General features: G+C 71.3%; 16 protein-coding genes and 3 pseudogenes. 5 read left to right on the forward strand and 14 right to left on the reverse strand.

Annotated elements, in window-relative coordinates:
- Positions 1 to 151: 151 nt before the first annotated feature.
- Positions 152 to 361, reverse strand: a complete 210-nt coding sequence (locus AC061S_RS21710) for a hypothetical protein (RefSeq protein ID WP_478687612.1) — start codon at positions 359 to 361, stop codon at positions 152 to 154.
- Positions 362 to 598: 237 nt separating this feature from the next.
- Between AC061S_RS21710 and AC061S_RS21715 the strand changes: the two genes are divergently transcribed.
- The 3 genes and pseudogenes from AC061S_RS21715 to AC061S_RS21725 form a co-directional block, all read left to right on the forward strand.
- Positions 599 to 733, forward strand: coding sequence for a hypothetical protein (locus AC061S_RS21715; protein ID WP_478687613.1), 135 nt, complete (start codon positions 599 to 601; stop codon positions 731 to 733).
- A 33-nt stretch (positions 734 to 766) separates the two neighbouring features.
- Positions 767 to 1,030 (forward strand): hypothetical protein, encoded by a 264-nt coding sequence (locus AC061S_RS21720; RefSeq protein ID WP_478687614.1) that lies wholly within the window; start codon positions 767 to 769, stop codon positions 1,028 to 1,030.
- A 358-nt stretch (positions 1,031 to 1,388) separates the two neighbouring features.
- Positions 1,389 to 1,499, forward strand: a pseudogene (locus AC061S_RS21725) (IS630 family transposase); the annotation flags it as partial.
- A 103-nt stretch (positions 1,500 to 1,602) separates the two neighbouring features.
- Here the strand turns inward: AC061S_RS21725 and AC061S_RS21730 are convergent.
- The 10 genes and pseudogenes from AC061S_RS21730 to AC061S_RS21775 form a co-directional block, all read right to left on the reverse strand.
- Entirely contained in the window at positions 1,603 to 2,502 is a 900-nt protein-coding gene (locus AC061S_RS21730; RefSeq protein ID WP_478687615.1) for a GNAT family N-acetyltransferase, read from the reverse strand.
- 260 nt (positions 2,503 to 2,762) lie between these two features.
- Positions 2,763 to 3,836: pseudogene (locus AC061S_RS21735) on the reverse strand (IS630 family transposase).
- A 58-nt stretch (positions 3,837 to 3,894) separates the two neighbouring features.
- Positions 3,895 to 4,293, reverse strand: a complete 399-nt coding sequence (locus tag AC061S_RS21740; protein WP_478687616.1) for a hypothetical protein — start codon at positions 4,291 to 4,293, stop codon at positions 3,895 to 3,897.
- Between the two features lie 233 nt (positions 4,294 to 4,526).
- The gene (locus AC061S_RS21745) at positions 4,527 to 6,260 is read right to left on the reverse strand and encodes a relaxase/mobilization nuclease domain-containing protein (RefSeq protein ID WP_478687617.1); all 1,734 of its coding nucleotides are present in this window, start codon (positions 6,258 to 6,260) and stop codon (positions 4,527 to 4,529) included.
- Entirely contained in the window at positions 6,257 to 6,652 is a 396-nt protein-coding gene (locus tag AC061S_RS21750) for a plasmid mobilization protein (protein ID WP_478687618.1), read from the reverse strand. The genes AC061S_RS21745 and AC061S_RS21750 overlap by 4 nt, the downstream gene beginning before the upstream one ends.
- A gap of 326 nt (positions 6,653 to 6,978) precedes the next feature.
- Positions 6,979 to 8,466 carry a hypothetical protein gene (locus AC061S_RS21755; protein ID WP_478687619.1) on the reverse strand — a complete coding sequence of 496 codons (1,488 nt, stop codon included), beginning with the start codon at positions 8,464 to 8,466 and terminating at the stop codon, positions 6,979 to 6,981.
- Between the two features lie 237 nt (positions 8,467 to 8,703).
- On the reverse strand, positions 8,704 to 10,239 hold the full coding sequence (locus tag AC061S_RS21760) for a DnaB-like helicase N-terminal domain-containing protein (protein ID WP_478687620.1): 1,536 nt from the start codon (positions 10,237 to 10,239) through the stop codon (positions 8,704 to 8,706).
- Between the two features lie 140 nt (positions 10,240 to 10,379).
- Positions 10,380 to 10,640 carry a hypothetical protein gene (locus AC061S_RS21765; RefSeq protein ID WP_478687621.1) on the reverse strand — a complete coding sequence of 87 codons (261 nt, stop codon included), beginning with the start codon at positions 10,638 to 10,640 and terminating at the stop codon, positions 10,380 to 10,382.
- 215 nt (positions 10,641 to 10,855) lie between these two features.
- Entirely contained in the window at positions 10,856 to 11,053 is a 198-nt protein-coding gene (locus tag AC061S_RS21770; RefSeq protein WP_478687622.1) for a hypothetical protein, read from the reverse strand.
- A 263-nt stretch (positions 11,054 to 11,316) separates the two neighbouring features.
- The gene (locus AC061S_RS21775) at positions 11,317 to 12,750 is read right to left on the reverse strand and encodes a recombinase family protein (RefSeq protein ID WP_478687623.1); all 1,434 of its coding nucleotides are present in this window, start codon (positions 12,748 to 12,750) and stop codon (positions 11,317 to 11,319) included.
- 28 nt (positions 12,751 to 12,778) lie between these two features.
- Between AC061S_RS21775 and AC061S_RS21780 the strand changes: the two are divergent.
- Positions 12,779 to 13,462, forward strand: a pseudogene (locus tag AC061S_RS21780) (LLM class flavin-dependent oxidoreductase); the annotation flags it as partial.
- Between the two features lie 82 nt (positions 13,463 to 13,544).
- On the opposite strand, the gene AC061S_RS21785 reads toward AC061S_RS21780, so the two are convergent.
- From AC061S_RS21785 to AC061S_RS21795, 3 genes are all read right to left on the reverse strand, one after another.
- The gene (locus tag AC061S_RS21785) at positions 13,545 to 16,610 is read right to left on the reverse strand and encodes a tetratricopeptide repeat protein (RefSeq protein ID WP_478687624.1); all 3,066 of its coding nucleotides are present in this window, start codon (positions 16,608 to 16,610) and stop codon (positions 13,545 to 13,547) included.
- Entirely contained in the window at positions 16,607 to 18,493 is a 1,887-nt protein-coding gene (locus AC061S_RS21790) for an HSP90 family protein (protein ID WP_478687625.1), read from the reverse strand. The genes AC061S_RS21785 and AC061S_RS21790 overlap by 4 nt, the downstream gene beginning before the upstream one ends.
- A 195-nt stretch (positions 18,494 to 18,688) precedes the next feature.
- Positions 18,689 to 19,228: an RNA 2'-phosphotransferase gene (locus AC061S_RS21795; protein WP_478687626.1), complete on the reverse strand. Its 540-nt coding sequence runs from the start codon at positions 19,226 to 19,228 to the stop codon at positions 18,689 to 18,691.
- A 135-nt stretch (positions 19,229 to 19,363) separates the two neighbouring features.
- On the opposite strand from AC061S_RS21795, the gene AC061S_RS21800 reads away from it, so the two are divergent.
- Complete coding sequence (locus AC061S_RS21800; RefSeq protein WP_478687627.1) at positions 19,364 to 20,227, forward strand: aquaporin; 864 nt, start codon at positions 19,364 to 19,366, stop codon at positions 20,225 to 20,227.
- Positions 20,228 to 20,291: the final 64 nt, after the last annotated feature.

Below are 20,291 nucleotides of genomic sequence, written 5' to 3' on the forward strand. Positions count from 1 at the left end.
CCCTTGCTCGATGGCACATCAGAGCACTCAGGGGCTGAGAGCCGGTCAATATCGCCTGTCAATCGGTCAAGATCGCCTGTCAGAGGACAATCAACAACGGGGTAGTCACGGAACTCGCGACAGAGCCAGTATCTACTGACCGCCGTCAGCGTCACCGTGAGTGGTCGCCGGGGGCGTATCGGGCCCAGGTTCCTCCGGCTTCGGTGACCAGTCGGGTGGCGGTCTTGTCGCGGTAACCGAGTGCCTTCGCGATGACGGGGGCCGGGGCCTGGAGGACGAGTCGTCGGATCGCGGAGGTCCTGCCGCGCTGCGGCGGGATGCCGATCTCTCGCAGGTGGACTTGGAGGCTGACCGGGTTCATGGGCTGTCCGGGCTGGCGGCCGGGGAAGAGCGACTGTGAGCTTCTGCTGCTGCTGGTGTAGGGCAGGTGCTGGCGGGACTGGATGTGCCCGCATAAGGCCAGCGACGGGCTCCGGCAGCGGGGACGGCGGATCTCCCAGCCGGACGGTGACGGTGGCGCCGTCGTCGAGGACGTCGTCGACCGTGAGGCGGACGATGCTGGTGACGGGTTGCGCGTAGAGGAGAGACGCGCGTCGAGATGAAGCAGTCCGGTGCGCCCCAGGCGCCCGTGGCCGGCCCCCGGGCCGAGGAGAAGCGGTCCACCAGCACGGACGCAGAAGGCCGCAAGACGGAGACCGCCGAGGTCAAGCCGTCCGTTCCGCCCGCGCACTGACCTGACGGACACGCCGAAGACGAAAGGCGCCGTATGAGCAGGCTGCTGGAAGCGGTGTGTGTGCTGACCGTGGGCGTCCTCGTTGCGCTCCTTGTATGGGGTGCTAACCGTGATGCCGTACAGGTGGCGTGGCGGAACGGCGAGCTGAGCGGTGTGACGGTTGTGCTCGTGGGGGCGTGTGCGCTGTGGCTGGTGCTGTGGCGCAGGCGTACCGGGCGCGGCCGGCTGGCATGGCCGCTTGCGGTGCTGCTGTGCGGTGCGGCCGTTGCGCTGGTTGTGGCGTCCATGGCCGGTTGACCGGCGCAGGCAGGTGGGGCTTCCCGTCTTGTGGGCGGGGAGCCCCGCTGACGTTTTACTGGCTGTTCCGTCGGTCCCCGACGCCGGGGGCGACACGCTTTGCGACGGCGCGGATGATGTCGCCGCCTGGGTCAGGCTCCGGGTGATCTCGGCGGTGGTGGGCGCGCGGCGCCCGGCCGCCCGGTCCCGTGCGACCACCTCCGCCGAGCCCTCCGCCCAGTGCGCCTGTTCGACCAGTCGCAGCACTCCGTCGGCGGCCGCGGCTGGACCGTGAGCTCGTTGGCGTGTGGCCGTTACTGAGGTTTTCTGTTCGGCGTCGGGCAGTGACGGTTCATGGTCCCTTCGGTATGACGGTGGGGTGAGATATCCGGAGGGTTGGGGGCTGACCTCTGAGATTCGGGCATTTCGTGAGGGGATCCGGCTTCAGTCCGTCAAGAGGTTCACGGCGGGTGAGAAGACCGCGGTAATCGAGCCCGCTGTCGATCCCCTGCCAGCCAGCCTGCCACCGGGCACTGGCAAGCGGTCCGGACCTGCCCTCGGACCGGACCGCTCGCACCGGGTGCTACTCCTCGCTAGGCCTCCTGGCCCGCTGAGTGGAAGTTGATGCGTTCCTTGATGACGGGGAAGCCGGCCTTGGTGAAGTTCGCGGCCATGGGGAAGTTGCCCTGGTCGGTCGATCCGGTGACGACCTCCGCGCCCTGCTCGACGAGGAGGTGGGTGCACTCCGCGAGGAGGTCGTAGGCGTAGCCGTGACCGCGCTGCTCCGGCAGGACTCCGATGAAGCCGATGGTCGGGCCGGAGGGGTTGTGGGCCGGTATGTGGATGCCGGCCAGGTCGCCCTCGGGCGTGTGCGCGATCTGCCACCACTCCCGTGGGGAGGGGCACCAGTGGAGGAAGTCGAGTTCCTCCTGGGCGGCCTGGTCGAGACCGCCCTCCTCGATGGCCCTGAGCGCGTGGGCGTCCAGGGTGACGGAATGGATGCGGCGAAACGCGTCGAAGAACACGGCGTCGTCGGGTTCGGCGCTGAAGCGCAGGCGTCCGGGCCGCTCGGGCAGACCTTGCTCCGGGGTCCAGCGGTACAGGAAGCGTTCCACCAGGAGTTCGTACCCAGCGGCTCGTGCGGCGGCGAAGCGCGTCTCGGCGCCGGCCCGCAGTTCGGGGTCGTCCCGCCAGCCGCTGGGCACGTTGATCTCGAGTTCGACCTGCCAGGGAGCGGAGCGCAGGAGTTCGGCTCCGGCCTCCTCCTCCCCCTCGGCCACGTCGAACCAGTTGATGTTGACGGGCTCCGAGTCGTCGGGGCCGCCCCACCACGCGCCGCGTGCAACGACTTCGCCATCGCGCAGGGCGACGCGCTTCCAGTGGGGGCGGAACCGAGTACGCCGGTGACCCTCACGGGCGCCCAGGGGGTCGGGAAGTGCGTCAAAGAGATGTGCGTCGCTCGCGGAGAGCGCACGGATGACCAGATTGGTCATGGATTCCTCCGGGATACAGGCTGCTTGGAGCGCCCCCGGTCAGAACTGAGAAACCACGCCGGGATGCTGGAAGAGGGAGCGCTGGAAAGGTGTGAACCACACGGCACTCGCCTCCTTCCGTTCATCTCAGGGCGTGGAGCCACACGGTACGTGATCTTCCGCGGGTCCGTCCACGGATTTCTGCTGCCCTTGGAAGGAAGGGTTTCGCGGGAGGAGGCAGGGCGCTCTCAATGGCCCACGGGGCCTTACTACTGAGGTTCTCAGGGTGGGGTCAGCGGGTTGATGGCCAGGCCGGTGGAGGTGAGGCAGCCGTCGATCAGGCGAGGCCGAAGCTGAATCTTGCGTAACTCGCGTCGCAGTACGCGGTCGAGGTCGTCGGGTGTGTCGAAGGCGGTGTTGGCCATCGCTCGGCGTACCAGTGACCAGAAGGTCTCGACGGGGTTCAGGTCAGGGGCGTAGGGCGGGAGGCGGACGGTGGTGAGCCAGTCATGCTCGGCCTCATAGCGTTTCAGCCCGGCTGCGAGGTGGGTGTTGAGGTTGTCCCAGACCACCACGATCGGTCCTCCGAGCTGGATGTGCGCCCGCACCAGGAGGTCGCGGTAGTCCTTCCAGGAGAAGCTTTTGCGTGCGCCCTTGAGGAGGAGATGGGCGCGGGGCCGGTAGATGAGACGGGCCGGTTCGCCGGGTTTGTAGCAGCACAGTGCGGCGACCGAGGTCCTGCGGCGGGAGCGGCCGCGGACGCGGATGACGGGGGTGTGTCCGCGCCGGCCCCAGGTGCGGGCGCGGGGCGGCGTCATGGAGAATCCGGCCTCGTCCTCGAAGACGATCCAGCCCCCGTGGGCCGCCGCGACGCTTTTACCCGCGGCCACACCTCCTTCTTCCACAGCTCGACGGAGTCCTCGTCGCGTTCGAGTGCTCTGCGGGCGGGCGCCTGCCAGGACCAGCCGTGCCGTTTCAGCAGCCGCCAGACCGTCGCCACCGACAGCGTCAAACACAAACGGCGGCGGATCACCGCCTGGACGCGGACCAGGGTCCACCGCTCATCCTTGAAACCGTGTGCTGACGGGCCCTTGCCGAGCTCGTCCTCGAGAACGGCGAACTGGGCGTCGGTCACGGTCGGGCAGTTCGCCGGCCCACTCGAGCGAAGGGCCTCCATACCGCCCTCGCGCCAGGCACGGCGCCAGCGTTCCACCGATCGGACACTCACCCGCAGATCCTTCGCGATCACCCACGGTCTTCTCACCCACCACAAACCGCACACCGGCATCGAGCCGGATCCCCTCACGAAACGCCCGACGCTCAGCAGTCAGGCCCCCACCCTCCGGATAACGTATACCACCGGCATACCGCAGGGATCACGACCCGTCACCACCCGACGACAACCCGAAAACCTCAGTAGTCCTCTGCGTGTTCGGCGAAGTATTCGAGGGTGTCTTCCGCGGTGACGATGGGGAGCAGGCGCTCGTACTCGGCGTAGTCCTCGTCGGTCATGATGTCGATGGCGTCGTCGACCACGGAGCCCTCGGGGAGCTTGGCGAGGTACTTCAGGAGCAGGTCGACGAAGACCTGCCGCTTTGCGTCGATGTCGCGCAGCCAGTCGGCTTCACGTCGCAACTGCGCCAGCCCGGCGGCCTGCTCTTCCGGGGTGATGGTGTTGAGCAGGAGGTGCTCGGCGTGGGTGAAGGGACGCCCGTCGCGATGGTAGGGGCGCGTGGGGTCGTCGAGGTGGCCGTCCCAGTCGACGTCGGTGAAGAGAACGACGACGTCGGGGCGGATGGAAGGCTGGGGCACGGGTGGGTTCCTTCTGTGGGGTCGTGTGATCGGTCTGCGGTGCTGAGCGGTTCGGGGCGGTGTCTGTGGGTGGTGCTCGGGGCATAGGGGTGCGCCTTGGGTTAGGGGCATGGGCTGCGGGTGCGAAGGGCTTTCCCGCCGGGGTGGGTTGGCTGCTGAGCGGGTGACGGCTGCCCTGGCCATGGGTGGTCGAGCCCGTCAGCCAGGTGGTGTCCCTTGTCGGATCGCTGTGATCAGCGCCGACGAGTGGCTTCGTTCGCTGCCCTGTTCGCGGGTTGCGCCGGTGCCGAGGGCAGGGTCCCGTGCTTGCCTCGGGTGGGTGTGGCGTGGACGTTTCCGGGGTCGGCGGGCAGGTGGGCGAGGCGGCGCAGGCGCCAGGTGAGGACGTCGCTGACCGAGGTGGCGCTGTCCAGTTCCCGGTGCCGGGTGGCTTCGGTGAGCAGGGTGGTCGGATCGTGGCCAGCGGCGTGGGTGTCGGCGAGGGTGGCTGCCAGCGCGGGCCAGCCGGGCTCGGCCAGGACCTGTTCGGCGAGGTCGGGGACCACCTGGCGCAGAATGGCCGCGTGCCGGTGCTGTAAGGGTTGGGGCAGGACGCGGCCTCGCTGGCGGAGCACGGCTATGGGGTGTGCTGCGGCGGCCTGGTAGGCGGCGCGCAGGTGCTCGGCGGCCTTCCGCGCGGCTTCGGCCTGCTGGGCGTGGTGCTTCTTGCCATGCCAGTTCGCCGCCGCGATGGCGAGGAAGAACGCCATGTCGATGAGCATGGCCGTGGTGGCGCCGTCTTCTCCGCGGCCGAGGGCCGGTCCGCTGTGGACGAGGTCCCGGGCAGCCTGCCGCAGGGCGCGGTCATGCCCGCGAGCGGCTCTCACATGGGACCGGGTGGCCCGCTCGAACGAGGAGGCCGCGTCCCGCAGCTCCTTTCGGGTGTGCGCGGCGGAGGACTTGGCGAGCGCGTCGAGCACCTCCCCCGTGGCTGCGATCTGCCCCGCGATCAGGCCGTCGTCGTCGCCGTTGTCGATGACGAGCAGCGCCTGCCAGGCGGCAGTGGTGGCGCGGCGTCGTGCGAACGCGGGGCCGGTCACCGGCGGCAGGGTAGGACGGTCCTGGTCGCTGCTGTCGTCGGCGGTCTCCGCCGGGGTGGTCCAGCGTTCGCGCATGCGGGGCAGGGAGAGGTCCGGTGCGAGCTTCGACCCGGAGAAGTAGACGGGTTCGCCGTTCTTGTTGCGGTCGTCGGGCAGGGCGACGGTGTAGCCGAGGACATCCCCGGACGGCGCCTTCCGCTGCCGTACAAGGAGGCCGGCAGAGGCGAGGCGGTCGAAGAACTCCTCCTCGACCCGGGCGCCGGCCACGGCACGGCGGACGGTCTCGCGTAGTTCCTCCCTCGGGGTGCGTTCCCGCTGGTTGCGGTCGGCTTTGTGGCGTTCGGCGCTGGTGGGACGCTGGGCGGCGGTTCCGTCACCGGTGCTGAGGCAGCGCAGGCCGTAGTCGGCTTCGATGAGACGGGCTTCGGCCTGGGAGCGTTTGGCTTCGTTGTGGCGGCGGGGTCGGCGGCCGTCCTCGCGGACGGTGGTGGCGATGATGTGGATGTGGTCGTCGGCGTGCCTGACGGCTGCCCAGCGGCAGGCGGCAGTGTCGCCCTCGGGGGCCATGCCTGTGGCGGCGACCATCCGGCGGGCAATGTCACCCCACTGCTCGTCGGTGAGGATCGGGTCCTCGGGCGCGGCACGTACGGACAGGTGCCACACGTGCTCGGTGGGGCGCCGCGACTTGGGCAGGGCTTCGACGGGCTGGTCGAGGAGCTTTTGCAGGTCCTCGTAAGTGGCGGCTGGGTCACGGCCGGGGTCGGGGACGAGGCCGTCCCAGGCGGCGACGAGGTGGGGGTCGGTGTGCTCTTCGTGGGCGCCGGGTCCGTAGAGGTAGCGGATCAGGCCGATGGTGCGGCTGCCCATCTTGTGGACGCGGGGGATCATCCGGTGGGAGCCTCCGGCTCCAGGTAGCGCTGGGTGAAGTCCTCCACCCGCTGGGCGGTCCGCTGGACCGCGTCGAGGACCGCCCGGGCGTGCGGGGCGTCGGCTCCGGAGTTCAGGACGGTGGCGACCTGGTTCAGGTTCTTGCCGATCGGGCCGAGGGCCCGGCGCAGCGCGAACAGCTCGCTGACGATCTCCCGGCGGGTGGCAATCTCGGCTTCGGTGCGGTCAAGATCGCGCGCGGCCTTCAGAGACGCATGGGCGAGGAAGCCGGCGACGCTCATGCGGCAGGCAGAGGCCGCGTGGACGAGAAGCTGGTACTCGTCGTCGTTCATGCGGCAGCTGGGCTGGTGGATGCGCTTGTTCTCGGCGCGCAGGCGTTCACGCTGGCGCACGTGGGATGTCGTCGGCACGGCGTGCGTGCAGCGAGTGGTGTGGCAGGTGTGCTGTCCGTCCCTGCCCGGGTGCGGTCCGCCCTCGGCCGCATCCCGAAGGACCGGCGCCCCCTGGTGCCGATCCTCCCCCGCCACCCCTGGGGCGGGGAAGCCCAGAGCATTGCTCCCAACGGGAGCAATGCTCTGGGTACAACTTGCTGCCCGGACCTGGGCTGCGATGGGGGGTATCTGGCCCGAAGGTGTGGGGAGTTGGTGCGGGTAGTCGTGCATGCGTTGGCCCTTCGTGGTGTGCGTGGATCTCGAGTGGGTTGGCGTGGCCTGGCCGGTCAGGTGGTGCTGGCAGAGGTCGTGCGGGGCGCGGCCTCGGATTGGGCCTTGGGCTGGTTCTTGAAGGCGCGGACGGTCCGTCCGACGTCGTCGCTGGCGACGGTGTAGCCGGCGGCGCGTATGGCGGTCTCCACCCGGTCGCGGGAGACACTTCCGGTCTCCGCGTACACGCGGCGGGTGAAGCCGAGGACGACCTCTTCGGTGGCGCGGGGTTTGCGGTCCTCCTGTTTCTTCCGGGCCGCCCGTTTTCGCTTGTGCCTGCCCGGCGAGGGGCCAGGGATGTCGCCCGTGGGCGGCGGGTTGGCGTCGGGCGGGCGGACCCCGGACCCCGCTCGCGAGGGCAGCCCTGGGGCCGGGCGGGCAGGTTGCGGGCGGGCTGTCGGGGGCGGCCGGTCGCCGCCCGGCTCTGACGGGTGCGGGCGGGCGGTCTCCGCTGCCTGTTGTGGTGGTTCCGGGTGGGCTGCTCGGTGGGCGTCTTCGCTGCCCGCATCCGACGGGTGCGACGGGTGCGGGTGGTGCATCGCCTTCTGTTCCTCCGGGGAACAGACGGGCGGGCGGCTGGGCCCCATGTTGCGGGCGGTGTACGAGGTCGGGGTGTGCCAGCGTGGTGGGAGGGTGAGGGAGGCGAGGCCGAGGGCCTGTTTGCGGGTGGCGAGCTTGCGCAGCAGCAGCTCGTCCTGGAGCGGATCACCATCCACGTCGGCCCGCTCCAAGGCCTGGTGCAGGCGATCGGCCAAGCGTCGCCCGCGTCGCTTGCCGCGCTGCCGGTCGGTCATCGCCTCAGCACGGAAGATCAAGGCGACCGCTTCGCTCAGTGCGCGCTCCCGGATGAGGCGGGTGGCATCCGCGTCCTGGTCGGCGATGCCCAACCACGCCAGCAGGCGCTCGCGCGCCTGCCTGACAAGGACCGCGGCCAGGCTGCGCGAGGCGGCCTCGGGGGTGCGGTGGCGCAGTTCGATGCCCATGGCCAGGTGCCACAGCATCGCTGCCATGACCGGGCCGACCAGGGCCCGTACGGTGCCACCGACGAGCCCGAACTCGGCGTAGGCGGGGATGATCTGCACTGCGGTGATCACCCACACCAGGACACCGGGCAGGCCCGGCGCCCGCGTCGGCCCGTTCAGGTTCTGGCGTGCCATCAACGCGGTGGCGAACAGGGCCAGCTCGGCGATCGCGAACATGAAGGCACGCTCGACAGTGCTGCCCATGTCCAGGTAGTCCGCGGCGAACCGCCAGCTGGTGTCCGCGCTGTAAGCGGTACAGCCGAGTGCGGCCACGGCAGCGACCCGCACGGCGATGGTCCCGCGCCACCGGCTGACACCGGACGGCTGCCGGCGCTGCTGCCGGATCATCCACGCGGCGAACAGAGCGAGCAGCACCAGCAGCACAAGCAGTGCCGCCGCAGATACGGGGGAGGTGATCCAGTCGGGCAGGAGCGGGGTGCTGCCGGGCTGGGCAGCCGGCGGCATGAAGGCGATAGAGGGCATGCAGGGGTCTCCGGAGTGCGGAAGGAGGCGGAAGACATGGGCGGTCACGGCGGGGCGCTTACGCGGCCCCCTCTTTAAGGAGGGGGCCGCGCGTAGGCGCTGGGGCAAGTAAGGGCCGTACAGCGGCGCGTAGACGCTTGAACTGCGACTTTGTGGAATTCGTACGCGGTGGAGGCGGCCCGTAGGGGTCTTTGGTCGGCCGGTGCGCTTACGGGGGCGCGTACGCGGATTTCGGGGTCAGGACACGGCGGCCATATGGCGGGTGGTGGCCTGCCAGCGGGTGGCCTGCCCGCCTCCGGTGCCGCCGCCCGCGCCGGTCTCCTGGGCGGCGTGGCCGCTCTTGGCCAGGGTCTCCAGGCGGCGCCGGGCCTTGGCGATGTCCGCCGGGCTGGGCTTGGCCTCCCCGGTCGTCTGCGCGGCGAGCTGGCGGGCGGTCAGCCCGTGCGGGCCTGCTTGGCGCAGCAGGGTGAGCGGGTCGAGGCTGGTGTCGACGTGGGAGAGGCCGCGGGCGTGGTCGTGGAGGACCGGGAACGGGCCGATCTCCTCGTCGACGGTCTTGAGCTGGTGGAGGTGGACCACCGGGTCGCCCGCCGCGCCGCTGAGGAAGAGGACGCTTCCGGCGCCGGCGGTGAACCAGGCCGAACCGTAGACCTGGTCCAGCACCGGGCGCTGCGTGCGGGAGGCATCGGCGCTCTGCTTGCGCTGGTGGTGCAGCTCCAGCAGCTCGACACCGTCGCGCAGCAGCTGCTGGCGGGCATTGTTGTAGGCGAGGCCGGCCTCGTCGTCGGTGAGTTTGCCGACCACGTCCTTGAGGCTGTCGATCACGACGGTGTCCGCGCCGTGCTCGGCGGCCAGCTCCGCGAGGAGCTGGGGCTCTGTGTTGAGCGAGGCGGGCAGCGGCCCCGTCCAGAAGACCAGGCGCTCGCGCAGGATGTCCCGGTCGGGCTGGTGCACGATGCGGTTGAAGGCGCGGGCGAGCTGGCTGGGCCGGTCCGCCGCGATGTAGAGGACCTTCTCGCCTTCCTGGACCGGCATCTCCAGCACCGTACTGAGCAGGCCGAGGCGGGCCAGGACGATCTGCTGGGCGATGGTGGACTTCCCCACGCCGGGCGGGCCGACCAGCATTAGGCTCTCGCCCGACGCCCAGGCCGTCTTGCCCGCAGTGCCCCACAAGGGGGTGGCGCCGGCCGGGGTGTCGGTGACGAAGGACCAGCCGTCCCGGGCGTAGCGCTGAAGCCGTCCGCCCGAGCTTTGGCGAGCGCGGTCGGCGGCGTCGTTCAGCGAGGCACTCAGCAGCCCGCGAACCTCGGCGGGGTCGGCTCCGGGTGCGGTGGCGCCCTGGAGGACCCTGACCGCGGTTGCCTGCAGGCCCCTCAGGTCGGCGTGGTGGCGCACGATGTCGGCGTAGTACTCGCCAGCGCCCGTCGACGTGGAGGCCAGCGCGTGCAGGTAGGAAGGGCCACCGACGCGCGTCAGATCGCCCGTCGCCCTCAGCTGGTGGGTCAGCGCGATCGCGTCGGTGGGCGCCTGCTGTTTCCGCAGCTCCAGCAGCGCGTGCCAGATGGTGGTGTGCGCGGGCCGGTAGAAGTCGCCCGGCTCTAGTACCTGGCGGACCGCGTCGATGACCGCGCTGTGGAACATGCAGGCACCCAGCACCGCCTGCTCCGCCTCGACGTCATGCGGCGGCGCGGGCAGATCACGCCAGCCAGACGCCTGTGCGGCGCTGGTCTGCGGGGATGCGGTTTCAGAGCGCAGGGTCGTACCCTGGGACACAGAACTTCCTCACTTGGTGCCGTACAGGGCTGGCAGGCCCTGGCACCGGGACAGATCGTTTATGGGCGGTCATCTGGGAGTCACTACGGCCCTTTGGTGCTCCAACACCAGGGGGCCGCTCCCATATCAGCGGCCACGACCTACGCGGCCTTCACATAGGTCGTGGCCGACATCAGGTCGGCCAGCCGCGCCGCGCTGTGCGCGCTGATCGTCGTGGCGAAGCCCGCGCAGACACGCGCCAGAGCGCGGGCCCTCGCAGCCTCCTGGGCCGCGCAAGGGCGGGGCGGCGGGCTGGTCGCAGTCGTGCGGGGGCAGGGCAGCACAGACACGGGCAGGTCCTTGCCGACCGTGCGGGGCTGGCAGGCCCCCCACAGTCCGTCGATCAATGGGCGGTCGGTCACACACGGCGCTCCCAGGTGCTCCAACACCCAGGGCCTCGCGTTCCGCACGCCAGCGGGACGGGCCGGTCCCCTCGGCGATGCAGGACCACGTTTCCGCAGAATCCGGGATTATCGAAATCCCGCTTCCACGGATACATTCCGCCGTCTTGTCCGTCGCCCGGCAGGCCCATGCGGACAGCTCCTCTCCTCACTCGGTACCGCACTGACCTGGCCCTCTACGCGGCGATCACGTACACGGGGGCCGTCATCAGGTCGGCCAGCCGCGCGGCACTGTGCGGGCTGATCGTCGTCCTAAATCCCTCACAGACCCGGGCCAGGGCCTGCTCCCGCGCCGTCACCGGAACCTGCCGGCGGCTCGGCCAGCGGTCGGGATGGGAAGACAACGGAGGGTCAGAAGGAGGCTGCTGCTGCATGCGCGGATTCCTCGCTGGCGGTACCGAACTGGCAGGCTCGGCACCGCCGGTGTTCATGGGCGGTCGGTCGGATGCGCCGTTGGATCCCCAGGTGCTCCAACACCCAGGGCAGCGCGCACCGAGCGAGGCGGACCGGTAGGCCGGCCCCGCGTGGCCCCACCTACTATCCGGAAAATCCCCGGTTTGGCTGACCGGGGATCGTCGGCTATGTTCCGCCCTCCCCGCCCCCAGCCACCCCAGTTCCCGGAGTGGCCGGCAGCCGCCTACAGCGGGTTCTGCTCGATGGCGATCCGATCCCAGTCGAAGACCCCGCTCGGCTTCCCCGACGCATCGATGACCACGCCGGAGAAGAGGAAACGGAGCACCGCGTTGCGCCGCTCGTCCGGCATCGCTTCGGCCTCCCAGGCAGCCTTGGCTCCTGGCCCGGTCAGTCCGTCGAGCAGCTTCATTGGCCGTACGACCATCCGCCGCTGGGCCTTGGCGATGCGGTCGGTGATCTCCTTCCGCATCGTGCGGTACTCCGCGGTCGACATCTCCTTGGCGGCCCACATCTGGTTCAGTTCGGTGAGCTGCTGCTGGTCGGCCTCCAGGGACTCGGTCATCGCGTTCGGCAATGCGGCCGAGGCGAGCTGCCCGGACACGGTGAGTCTGCCGAGCAGGTCGATCGCTGCCTCGGTGACGAACTGCTCCAGCTTCACGGCGGCGATCCGGCGGACGCACTTCTTGTCGCCGTTGCGGCTCCTGCGCGTGCACAGGTACGAGGGCACGGCGCCGACCTTCGTGCCGGACATGAGGGTGCCGCAGCGCTTGCACATGACCAGACCGCGCAGCAGGTAGAAGCGGCGCAGTTCCAGATTGGCCTGATGGATCGCCGACCGGTACTCGCGGCGGGCGCGGACCTCCGACCAGGTGCCGGCGTCGATGATGGCGGGCCACTTCCCCGGCCCGACCTCCTTGCCCTGGTGCATGCGGATGCCCGCCACATGGCGGGAGTCGAGCAGGGCCCGGACCGTTCCCTGGGTCCACTCCTTGCCGTACACCGTCTTGATGCCGCGCTTGTACAGCACGAGGGCGACGGACACCGGGCTCTGGCCCTTGAGGTAGCGGTCGAAGACCTCCCGGACGATCTCGGCCTCGTCCTCCTTGATGGTCATGCCGTCGGGCTCGTACCCGAAGCGCCGTTTGCCCGAGTGCGGCATGCCAGTCTCGGCCCGATCCGCCAGGGCGGACTTCAGCCGCCGGGAGGTGTCGTCGGACGAGCGGCAGGCGTGGGCGACCTCGATCCGGAGGATGAAGCGGTCGTCGGGGTCGGAGAGGTTCCGGCGGTTCGCCTCGCCGTGCAGCACGACCTCGTGCTCGTCGGAGACCTGGAGCAGCTCCTCCAGGTCGCGAGGCTGCCGCATGAGCCGGTCGGGGTGGTACGCAATGATGTGCCGGAACTCCCGGCGCCGGGCGCGTTCGAGAAGCTGGTCCCAGCCGGGGCGCTTGCGGTTGCGGCGCCAGGCGGAGCGGCTGTTGTCGACGAAGACATGGGCGGGGTCGATGGTCAGACCGCGCCGTTCGGCGATCTCCCGGCAGATGCGTTCCTGCCGGTCGACGCCGGTCTGGTCGTCATCGTCAGCCTGGGATATTCGGCAGTACAGGGCGGCCGGTTCACCTGGGGTGATAGTCGGTTCGCGGTGTTTGGGACGGGGCATGTACCGATGGTATGAGCAAGCCTTGGGCTCGCCGAACTTCCGCCACCCGGTGACGCTCGCCAAGGAGCTGATCTCCCTCGACGACATCTCGGGTGGACGGATCACGCTCGGCATCGGGGCCGGCGGCAACGGCTTCGACGCCACCGTGCTGGGCCAGGAGCAGCCGTGGACCCCCAAGGAGCGCGCCGACCGGTTCGGGGAGTTCCTGCCGCTGCTCGACCGGCTGCTCACCGAGGACTCCGTCTCGGACCGGGGCACCTTCTACTCGGCGGAGGAGGCCTTCAACATCCCCGGGTGCGTCCAGCGGCCCCGGCTGCCCTTCGCCGTCGCCGCGACCGGCCCGCGCGGACTGAAGCTCGCCGCGCGCTACGGACAGGCGTGGGTGACGACCGGCGACCCGAAGATCTTCGACGAGGGGACCCCGGAGCAGTCGGTGCAGGCGCTGCGCGGCCAGGTCGAGAAGCTCGGCAAGGCGTGTGCGGAGACCGGCCGGGAGGTGGCCGAGCTGGACAAGGTCCTGCTCACGGGCTTCACCCCGGACCGGGGACGGCCGCTGGAGTCAGTGGCGGCCTTCGTCGACTTCGCCGGCCGTCACCAGGAGCTCGGCTTCACCGAGCTCGTGATCCACTGGCCTATCCCCGACTCCGACTTCGCCGCCGACCAGGGCGTCTTCGAGCAGATCGCCACCGAGGCGCTCGCCCAGCTGGGCTGAGATGAGCTGAGCTGAGCTGAATCGCTGCCGCTGCCGTCGCTGCCGTCGCCCCGGGGGTTCGGAGCGACGGCAGCGCGCCGCCTCAGGACGAGGTGCGCAGCAGGTGTTCCGTGGTGCGTTCGGCGCTCTCCAGAAGCCACTCCGGGGCCACGCCCTCGGGCAGCGCGCGGACCTCGGCCGCCAGCGCCGAGACCCGGGCGGCGCCGGCTTCGGGCCGGCCCAGCTCGTGCTCGGTCCAGGCGGCGTTGTTCACGCACTGGAACCGGGCCTGCAGGTGGTCCGGGCCGAGCTCCGCGTGGAGGGCGGCGGCCCGCTCCCACAGCAGGACCTCCTCCAGCCGCAGCGCCTCCAGCTCCGCCGCGCCCAGCGGCTCGGCGGACCCTGAACCCCGGCTTTCCTCCTGGCCGTCCTCTCCTTGACGGCCTTCCTCGTCCGACTCCTCGTCGGCGCGGACCCGGCGGTCGAGGACCTGGGCGAGCTGGTTCCAGGTCTCGGCCAGTTCGGCCCGGACCTCAACATCCCCGGGGGCGTCCGCCAGCGCGGCGGTCAGCACCTCGGCCGCCTGGTCCATCAGGGCCCGAGCCCCCGCCACCGCCGCGTCGGTGACCTCTTCGCGCAGCCCCAGCCAGGCCAGCGACCGCAGGATCCGTACCTCGGCGACCGGCGCGTCCTTCGACCGCCGGCGCAGTCCGAGGGCCCGTTCGTACGCCGCGACGGCCTCCGGAACCAGCCCCGTTTCGGAGAGCTGATCGGCGGCGGCCTGGGCGAAGCCCGCCTGCGGGCGCGGGTCTTCCCAGTCCTCGGAGAGCTCCGCCGCCAGCAGGTACTGCTCGGCGGCGCCCCGGGGGTCGCGCAGTTCGCGTAGCAGGTCGCCCAGGAACTCCCGTACGGAGACGGCCTGGCCCTCGCCGTGCTCCAGCAGGTCCGGCAGCGTCGACTGCAGTACCTCGGCCGCCTCGGCGGTGTGGCCCTCACGGGCCTGGCACCGGGCGAGCAGCAGCCGCGCCTGGGCCCCGCCGTCGGCGGCGAGCCCGGCCTGGTCGAACCAGTGCGCCGCCTCCAGAGCGTGCCGTGCGGCCTCCGCATCGGCCTCGCCGCGCCCCAGCAGGATGTCGGCGAGGGTGAGTCGTACGACGGCCTGCGCCTCGGCGCCGGTCACCTCGGCGGCGTGCGCCAGCCCGGCTCGGGCCGACTCCTCGGCCTCCGCCGCGCGGTCCAGCGACATGAGCACGCCGGCCCGCAGCACGAGCGGGTCCACGGCGAGCCACGGCCGGCCCGCCGCCACCGAGCGGTCGGCGGACCCGGCGAGCAGCGTCAGGGCGCGTTCCGGGTCGCCCTGCGAGAGGGCGAGCCGGCCCAGCATCTCCTCGGCCTCCGCCACCACGTCGGGCAGGGACGCGGCGTAGGCCTCGGCGAAGGCGGCGAGTTCGGCGACCAGCTCGTCGTGGCCGTGGCCGTCCTCCGGATCGTGGCCGTGGCCGTCCTCCGGATCGTGGCCGTGCCCGTGCCCGTCGCCGTGCCCGTGTTCGGGGTCCTCGGTGGCCTCGGCCGAGCGCAGGTACGACTCCACGCGGATCCCGGTCAGTTCCGCGAACGCGATCCGCCGGGTCCGCAGCGGCTCGTCCGCGTCCAGCGCCTCGGCGGCGCGCAGGGCCGCGGCCAGCAGCTCGCGCAGCTCCCCCGCCTCGGTGCCCGACTGCGCGGCCACGGCCGCCAGCCGCAGCTCGGCCAGAGCCGCGCGCTCCGCGAGCCCCAGCTCCCGGTAGCGCTCGCGTACGCCGGCCAGCAGCTCCGCGGCGTCGACGGCGCCGGCCCGAGCGGCCGCCAGGGCCCGGTGGTCCGCCACATCGGCGGCGGCCAGCGGATCGGACCCGGCCGCCGCCTCGGGGCGCAGGGCCACCTCCTCCCAGAGCGCGTCCGCGCCGGGGTGCCCGAGGTCGCGGGCCGCCCGGGCCCGTTCCACGAGTTCCGCGAAGCCCTCGGCCGGAGCCGCCACGGGCGCCGGGGCGGGGCCCGGCTGCGGGAGCGCCGCGAGCGCGGAGCTCCGTACGCCCAGCGGCAGCCCCGCGGTCAGCGGGGCCCGGCCGATCCGCGCGAGGAACCGCTCCGAGACCCGGGTGGAGCCGTTGCGCGCGTCGAAGCGGCGGGCGATGTCGAGCGAGCCCGCGCGCAGCACCTCGTACAGCTCGGACACGGTGCGCGGGCTGCCCTCGTAGGGGACGGCGGGGCTCTGGCCGTGCCCCAGCTCCGTGAGCCGGCGCAGCAGGACGAGGATTCCGCCGTGGAAGGCCAACCGGTCGGCGTGGTTGGCGAGCGGGGCCACGTGCGCCGCGTGCTCGGCCAGGATCTCCAGGCCCCGGGACTCGTTCCCGGTGAGCGCGCAGAACTCGATGTGCCGCCCCACCGAGGGCAGCAGGCTCTCCTTGGACCGGGCCAGCCGGTATCCGCGCAGATGCGCCGAGCGGGCCTCGTCGAACCGGCCGAGCCGCGCCAGCGGCAGCAGCGAGGTGGCCAGGATCCGGTGGGGCTCCTCGGCGCAGGTCTGCTCGCCGGACAGCACCGGCTGCCAGCGGCCCAGGGCCTCGGCGTCGTCACCGCGCAGCATGGCGTAGTGGCCCTGGCTGTTCAGTTCGCAGGCGTGGCAGTCGCTCATGTCGTCGCGGTCGGCGGCCTGCCACTTCGCGTACGCGCGTCCGGCCCGCTCGTCGTCGCCGGTCGCGTCGGCGAGCCACAGCTCGGCCTCGCGCACGGGACGCTCGCTGTAGCCGGCGATCCGGTAGCGCCGCTCCATCTCGTCCAGCCAGCCGACGGCCGACTCCAGCGGGATCTCGGGGGAGTTGCCGATGGCACTGGCGATCCACTTGAACTGCCAGAACAGCGAGTGGGCGTCCCACTCGTCGAAGGCGCCGGGGTCCTTGTCGTACTCCTGGAGCAGCCGGGCGAAGGGGACGAGCATCTTCGGCGACTCTGAGCTGTACAGATAGGCGTTGATCAGGTTGTCCAGTGCCGCACGGAACAGCGGGCGGTCCCCGGTCGCTTCGGCGGCGGCGGACAGCGCCTCGGCGTGCGCGTTGCGTGCGGTCCCGCCCGGAGCCTGGCGGTTCTCGGCCAGTCCGCGCTCGATCTCCTCGCGCGTCAGCGTGCTCACTTCTGCTCCTCCTGGGTGTCGGTGCTGCCGGTACCGGTGGTGCTGTCCGTGCTGTTGACGGAGTGAGTCGCCCATTCCAGGAGTCCCAGGAAGGCCCGGTTGAGCAGGGTGGTGTCGGCCGCGCGCAGGGGCCGCTGCGACCTCAGCAGGGCCTGGCCGTACAGCGATTCGACGGCGGTGGCGGTCAGGTCCTGGTCGGGGAGGGCGGCGATCCGGCGGATGAGCGGGTTGTTGTGGTTGAGCACGAGGCGGGCGCGCGGGGCGGAGCCGCGCAGCGAACCGAGGATGCCGCTCCACAGCGAGTCGGCGGTCTCCAGGGCGGCGGTGCGGTCGCGCTCCTGACGGGCCTGGCGGTCGTCGAGGTAGAGCGCGGGGACGGCGGCGGGCTGGAAGGCGCGCAGGACGACGTCGCAGCTCTGGGGTTCCAGCCGGGTCCGGGCGGTGGCCAGGAAGGGGGCCAGGGCCAGTTCGGCGGAGGTCGGGACCGGATCGAGCCGCTCCGTGACGGCTCCCGCGTCGAGCTCGGTGACCTTGAGCTCCGGGCGTACGGAGGGCAGCAGGGCCAGTAGGTCGGCGTCGTAGGTGTAGCCGGCGTTGATGACTCCGAGGCCGTGGGCCGCCGCGATCGGGGCGATCTGGCGGAACTCCTCCACGGTCCGGGTGAAGTGGATCTCGGTATGCGCGGCGGCGAACTCCTCCAGGTTCATCGAGCCGTCGCTGGTCTCGAAGGGGAGCCAGGGCAGCATCAGTCCGAGCAGTTCGGCGTCGTGCCGGGCCAGCGATTTCACCCCGAGGTGGTGGACGCTCAGGAAGGCGGCCAGCCGCTCGGGTTCGCTCGTGGCGAGCTCGGCGAGCCAGGCGCGGACGCGGGCGCCGAGGGCCTCGCGCACGGCGGCCAGGGTCTCGTCGTCGTACAGGTTCTCGCGGGAGGCGGTGGGCCGCAGCGTGTCGGTGTCCAGGACGGCGCGGACGAAGAACGCCCAGTCGGGCAGCAGGTTGTCGGCCTTGTCGGTCAGCAGCATGCCCTTGAGGTGGACGCGGTGTCCGGACCGGTGGGCGGGGCTGGTGGGCTCGGGCAGGACGTACGCGACTCCGCGCACTCCGGCCACGGGCAGGTCGAGGTCGATGCTGTCGAGCGGGGTGAAACCGAAGAGCTGCGCGCAGTGCCCGGCGAGCGCGACGCGGCGGGCCGCGGGGGTGGGGAAGGGGCGGTCCCAGACGGCGGGCCGGTCGGTGATCGGGCGGGGGCCGGCGGCTGAGCCGTCGTCGAAGGTGATGTCGTAGGGCAGCAGGGAGCCGTAGTCGCGGGCCAGTTGCTCGACCTTGGCCGGGACGGTCCACTCCTCGGCGCCGGGGCGGGCCTCCAGGACGACGGTGGTGCCGGGCTCCGGGCGGGCGTCGGAGGGCAGTTCGCGGACGGTGTACGAGCCGTCGTCCGTGGCCAGCCATTCGACGGGTGCGGCCAGCGGATCGCGGGCGGAGCGGGTGACCACGCGGATCTCGCGGGCGACGACGAAGCAGGCGAGCAGGCCGATGCCGAACTGGCCGAGGAACTCCTGGCGGGTCGTTTCCAGGCCGTGCGGCCCCCCGCGCTTGGAGCTGCGTCCGATGGTGGCGAGGAGGGAGTGGGCCTCGTCGGCGGTGAGGCCGATGCCGCTGTCCTCGATGGTCACCCGGTTTCCGGACGCCGACAGGCGGATGGCGATCTCGGCTTCGGGGTCCAGGGCGTGCCGGGCGGTGACCGCGTCGACGGCGTTCTGGAGGAGCTCGCGGACGTACACGCGGGGGCTGGAGTAGAGGTGGTGGGAGAGCAGGTCGACCAGGCCGCGCAGATCGACCTGGAAGGTGTTCGGATGGGTTTCTCGGGCTTCTTCGGACGTCATGGGGCGTCACCTCGCGCGCTGGTACGGGTTGTTCGGCGACCGCGAGGTACCCCCCTCACAGATCCCGGAGTGAGGAACAGCGTAGGGGGATGATCTGACAATCCCTCGGTGAATTCCGGGGCCTGTAGGGCTTCTCCGGATCTTCTCCCCGGCTTCTCCCGGGCATCTCCGGTGCTTCTCCCGGGCATCTCCGGGTTATGGGAACCGCAGGAATTGCGGCGGCACCGAGTCCGCCAGCCACACCCCATTGGCGCTGACCCGAAACACGTGCCCCGCGGCGCGCATCGCCCCCGCGTCCACGGCGAGCACGACCGGCCGGCCGCGCCGTGCGCCGACGCGGGTCGCGGTCTCCCGGTCCGGGGACAGGTGGACGTGGTGGCGGGCCATCGGGCGCAGGCCCTCCGCGCGGATCGCGTCCAGGGCTGCCGCGACGGTGCCGTGGTAGAGGTACGCGGGCGGTTCGGCCTCCGGCAGGCCCAGGTCCACGGGGACGGTGTGACCCTGGCTGGCGCGGATCCGGCTGCCGTCGACGGCGAACCGCTGCTTGTCGTTGGCGGCGACCACGTGGTCGAGCTCGGCCCGGCTGATGGGGAAGCCGTGGGCGGCCGTGGCGCTCAGAAGATCGTCGATCTCCACCCAGCCCTGGGGGTCGAGCACCAGTCCGATGCGTTCCGGCTGATGGCGTAGGTGTTTCGAGACGTATTTGGACACCTTGACGGTGCGCTTGTCATTCATTCGCCCAGCGTGACGGCTCCGCCGGGTCCGGCGCAGGGATTTTTCGCCGTTCTCCCGAACCTGGACTCCCTCTATCGCTCTTCCAAGATACGGAATACATTTTCCGCTGAACAGCCACTCAAGGGGAAGAAAAGTATGACAAACAGTGCGTCTCTGTCGCGGCGTGCGACCGCCGAGCTCATCGGCACCGCCGCCCTCCTCGTGGTCGTCATCGGATCCGGAATCCAGGCAGCCGCTCTCACCTCCGATACGGGTGTGGCCCTGGTCGCCAACTCGCTTGCCACGGCCATCGGGCTGGGGCTGATCATCACCCTCTTCGGGCCGCTCTCGGGCGCCCACCTCAACCCGGTGGTCACCCTCACGGCCTGGTGGGGGCGGCGCACGGGCGGCGAAGGCCTCGACGGCCGGGAGGCCCTGGTCTACGTGGCGGCCCAGACCGCCGGGGCCATAGGCGGCGCGGTCCTCGCGGAAGCGATGTTCGGCCGCGTCCCCGGGGCCTTCGCCACCCAGGTCCGCGACGGCGGACACCTGCTCGTCGGGGAGGTCGTGGCCACCGCCGGACTGGTCCTGGTGATCCAGGGCCTCGGCCGCATCGGCCGGCCGAAGCTGATCCCGGCCGCGGTCGCCGCCTACATCGCCGCCGCGATCTGGTTCACCTCCTCCGGGTCCTTCGCGAACCCGGCCGGCACCATCGGGCGCAGCTTCAGCGACTCCTTCACCGGCATCGCCCCGCAGTCGCTGCCGGGGTTCGTCGCCGCCCAGTTCGTCGGCGGGGTCCTCGGCCTGGTCCTCGCGGCCCTCGTCTACGGGAGCACCCGCAAGGGAGCCGCGGGCAGCGCGGACACCGTCGGCAGTGCGGACGCCGCACCCTCCACCACCGGCTCCGACTCCACCAACGCCTCCACCACCGCCTCCGACTCCACCACCACCTCCGTCTCCACCGTCGGCCCGGTGGCCGAAACCAGCACGCCCGGACCGGCATACCAAGCTGTCGGCTGACCCTCAGGGGTGGTTCCCCACAGGCCGGTCGGACTTGTCCACAGCCCTTTGCGCCGGTTTCGGC

It is taken from the genome of Streptomyces sp. CA189 (genome assembly GCF_056428985.1).

What these genes read in the sequence shown, in the direction of transcription:
- AC061S_RS21710 (WP_478687612.1), bottom strand. Translation starts at nt 361, where the DNA reads ATGAACCCGGTCAGCCTCCAAGTCCACCTGCGAGAGATCGGCATCCCG.
- AC061S_RS21715 (WP_478687613.1), top strand. Translation starts at nt 599, where the DNA reads ATGAAGCAGTCCGGTGCGCCCCAGGCGCCCGTGGCCGGCCCCCGGGCC.
- AC061S_RS21720 (WP_478687614.1), top strand. Translation starts at nt 767, where the DNA reads ATGAGCAGGCTGCTGGAAGCGGTGTGTGTGCTGACCGTGGGCGTCCTC.
- AC061S_RS21730 (WP_478687615.1), bottom strand. Translation starts at nt 2,502, where the DNA reads ATGACCAATCTGGTCATCCGTGCGCTCTCCGCGAGCGACGCACATCTC.
- AC061S_RS21745 (WP_478687617.1), bottom strand. Translation starts at nt 6,260, where the DNA reads ATGATCCCCCGCGTCCACAAGATGGGCAGCCGCACCATCGGCCTGATC.
- AC061S_RS21755 (WP_478687619.1), bottom strand. Translation starts at nt 8,466, where the DNA reads ATGCCCTCTATCGCCTTCATGCCGCCGGCTGCCCAGCCCGGCAGCACC.
- AC061S_RS21770 (WP_478687622.1), bottom strand. Translation starts at nt 11,053, where the DNA reads ATGCAGCAGCAGCCTCCTTCTGACCCTCCGTTGTCTTCCCATCCCGAC.
- AC061S_RS21775 (WP_478687623.1), bottom strand. Translation starts at nt 12,750, where the DNA reads ATGCCCCGTCCCAAACACCGCGAACCGACTATCACCCCAGGTGAACCG.
- AC061S_RS21790 (WP_478687625.1), bottom strand. Translation starts at nt 18,493, where the DNA reads ATGACGTCCGAAGAAGCCCGAGAAACCCATCCGAACACCTTCCAGGTC.
- AC061S_RS21795 (WP_478687626.1), bottom strand. Translation starts at nt 19,228, where the DNA reads ATGAATGACAAGCGCACCGTCAAGGTGTCCAAATACGTCTCGAAACAC.
- AC061S_RS21800 (WP_478687627.1), top strand. Translation starts at nt 19,364, where the DNA reads ATGACAAACAGTGCGTCTCTGTCGCGGCGTGCGACCGCCGAGCTCATC.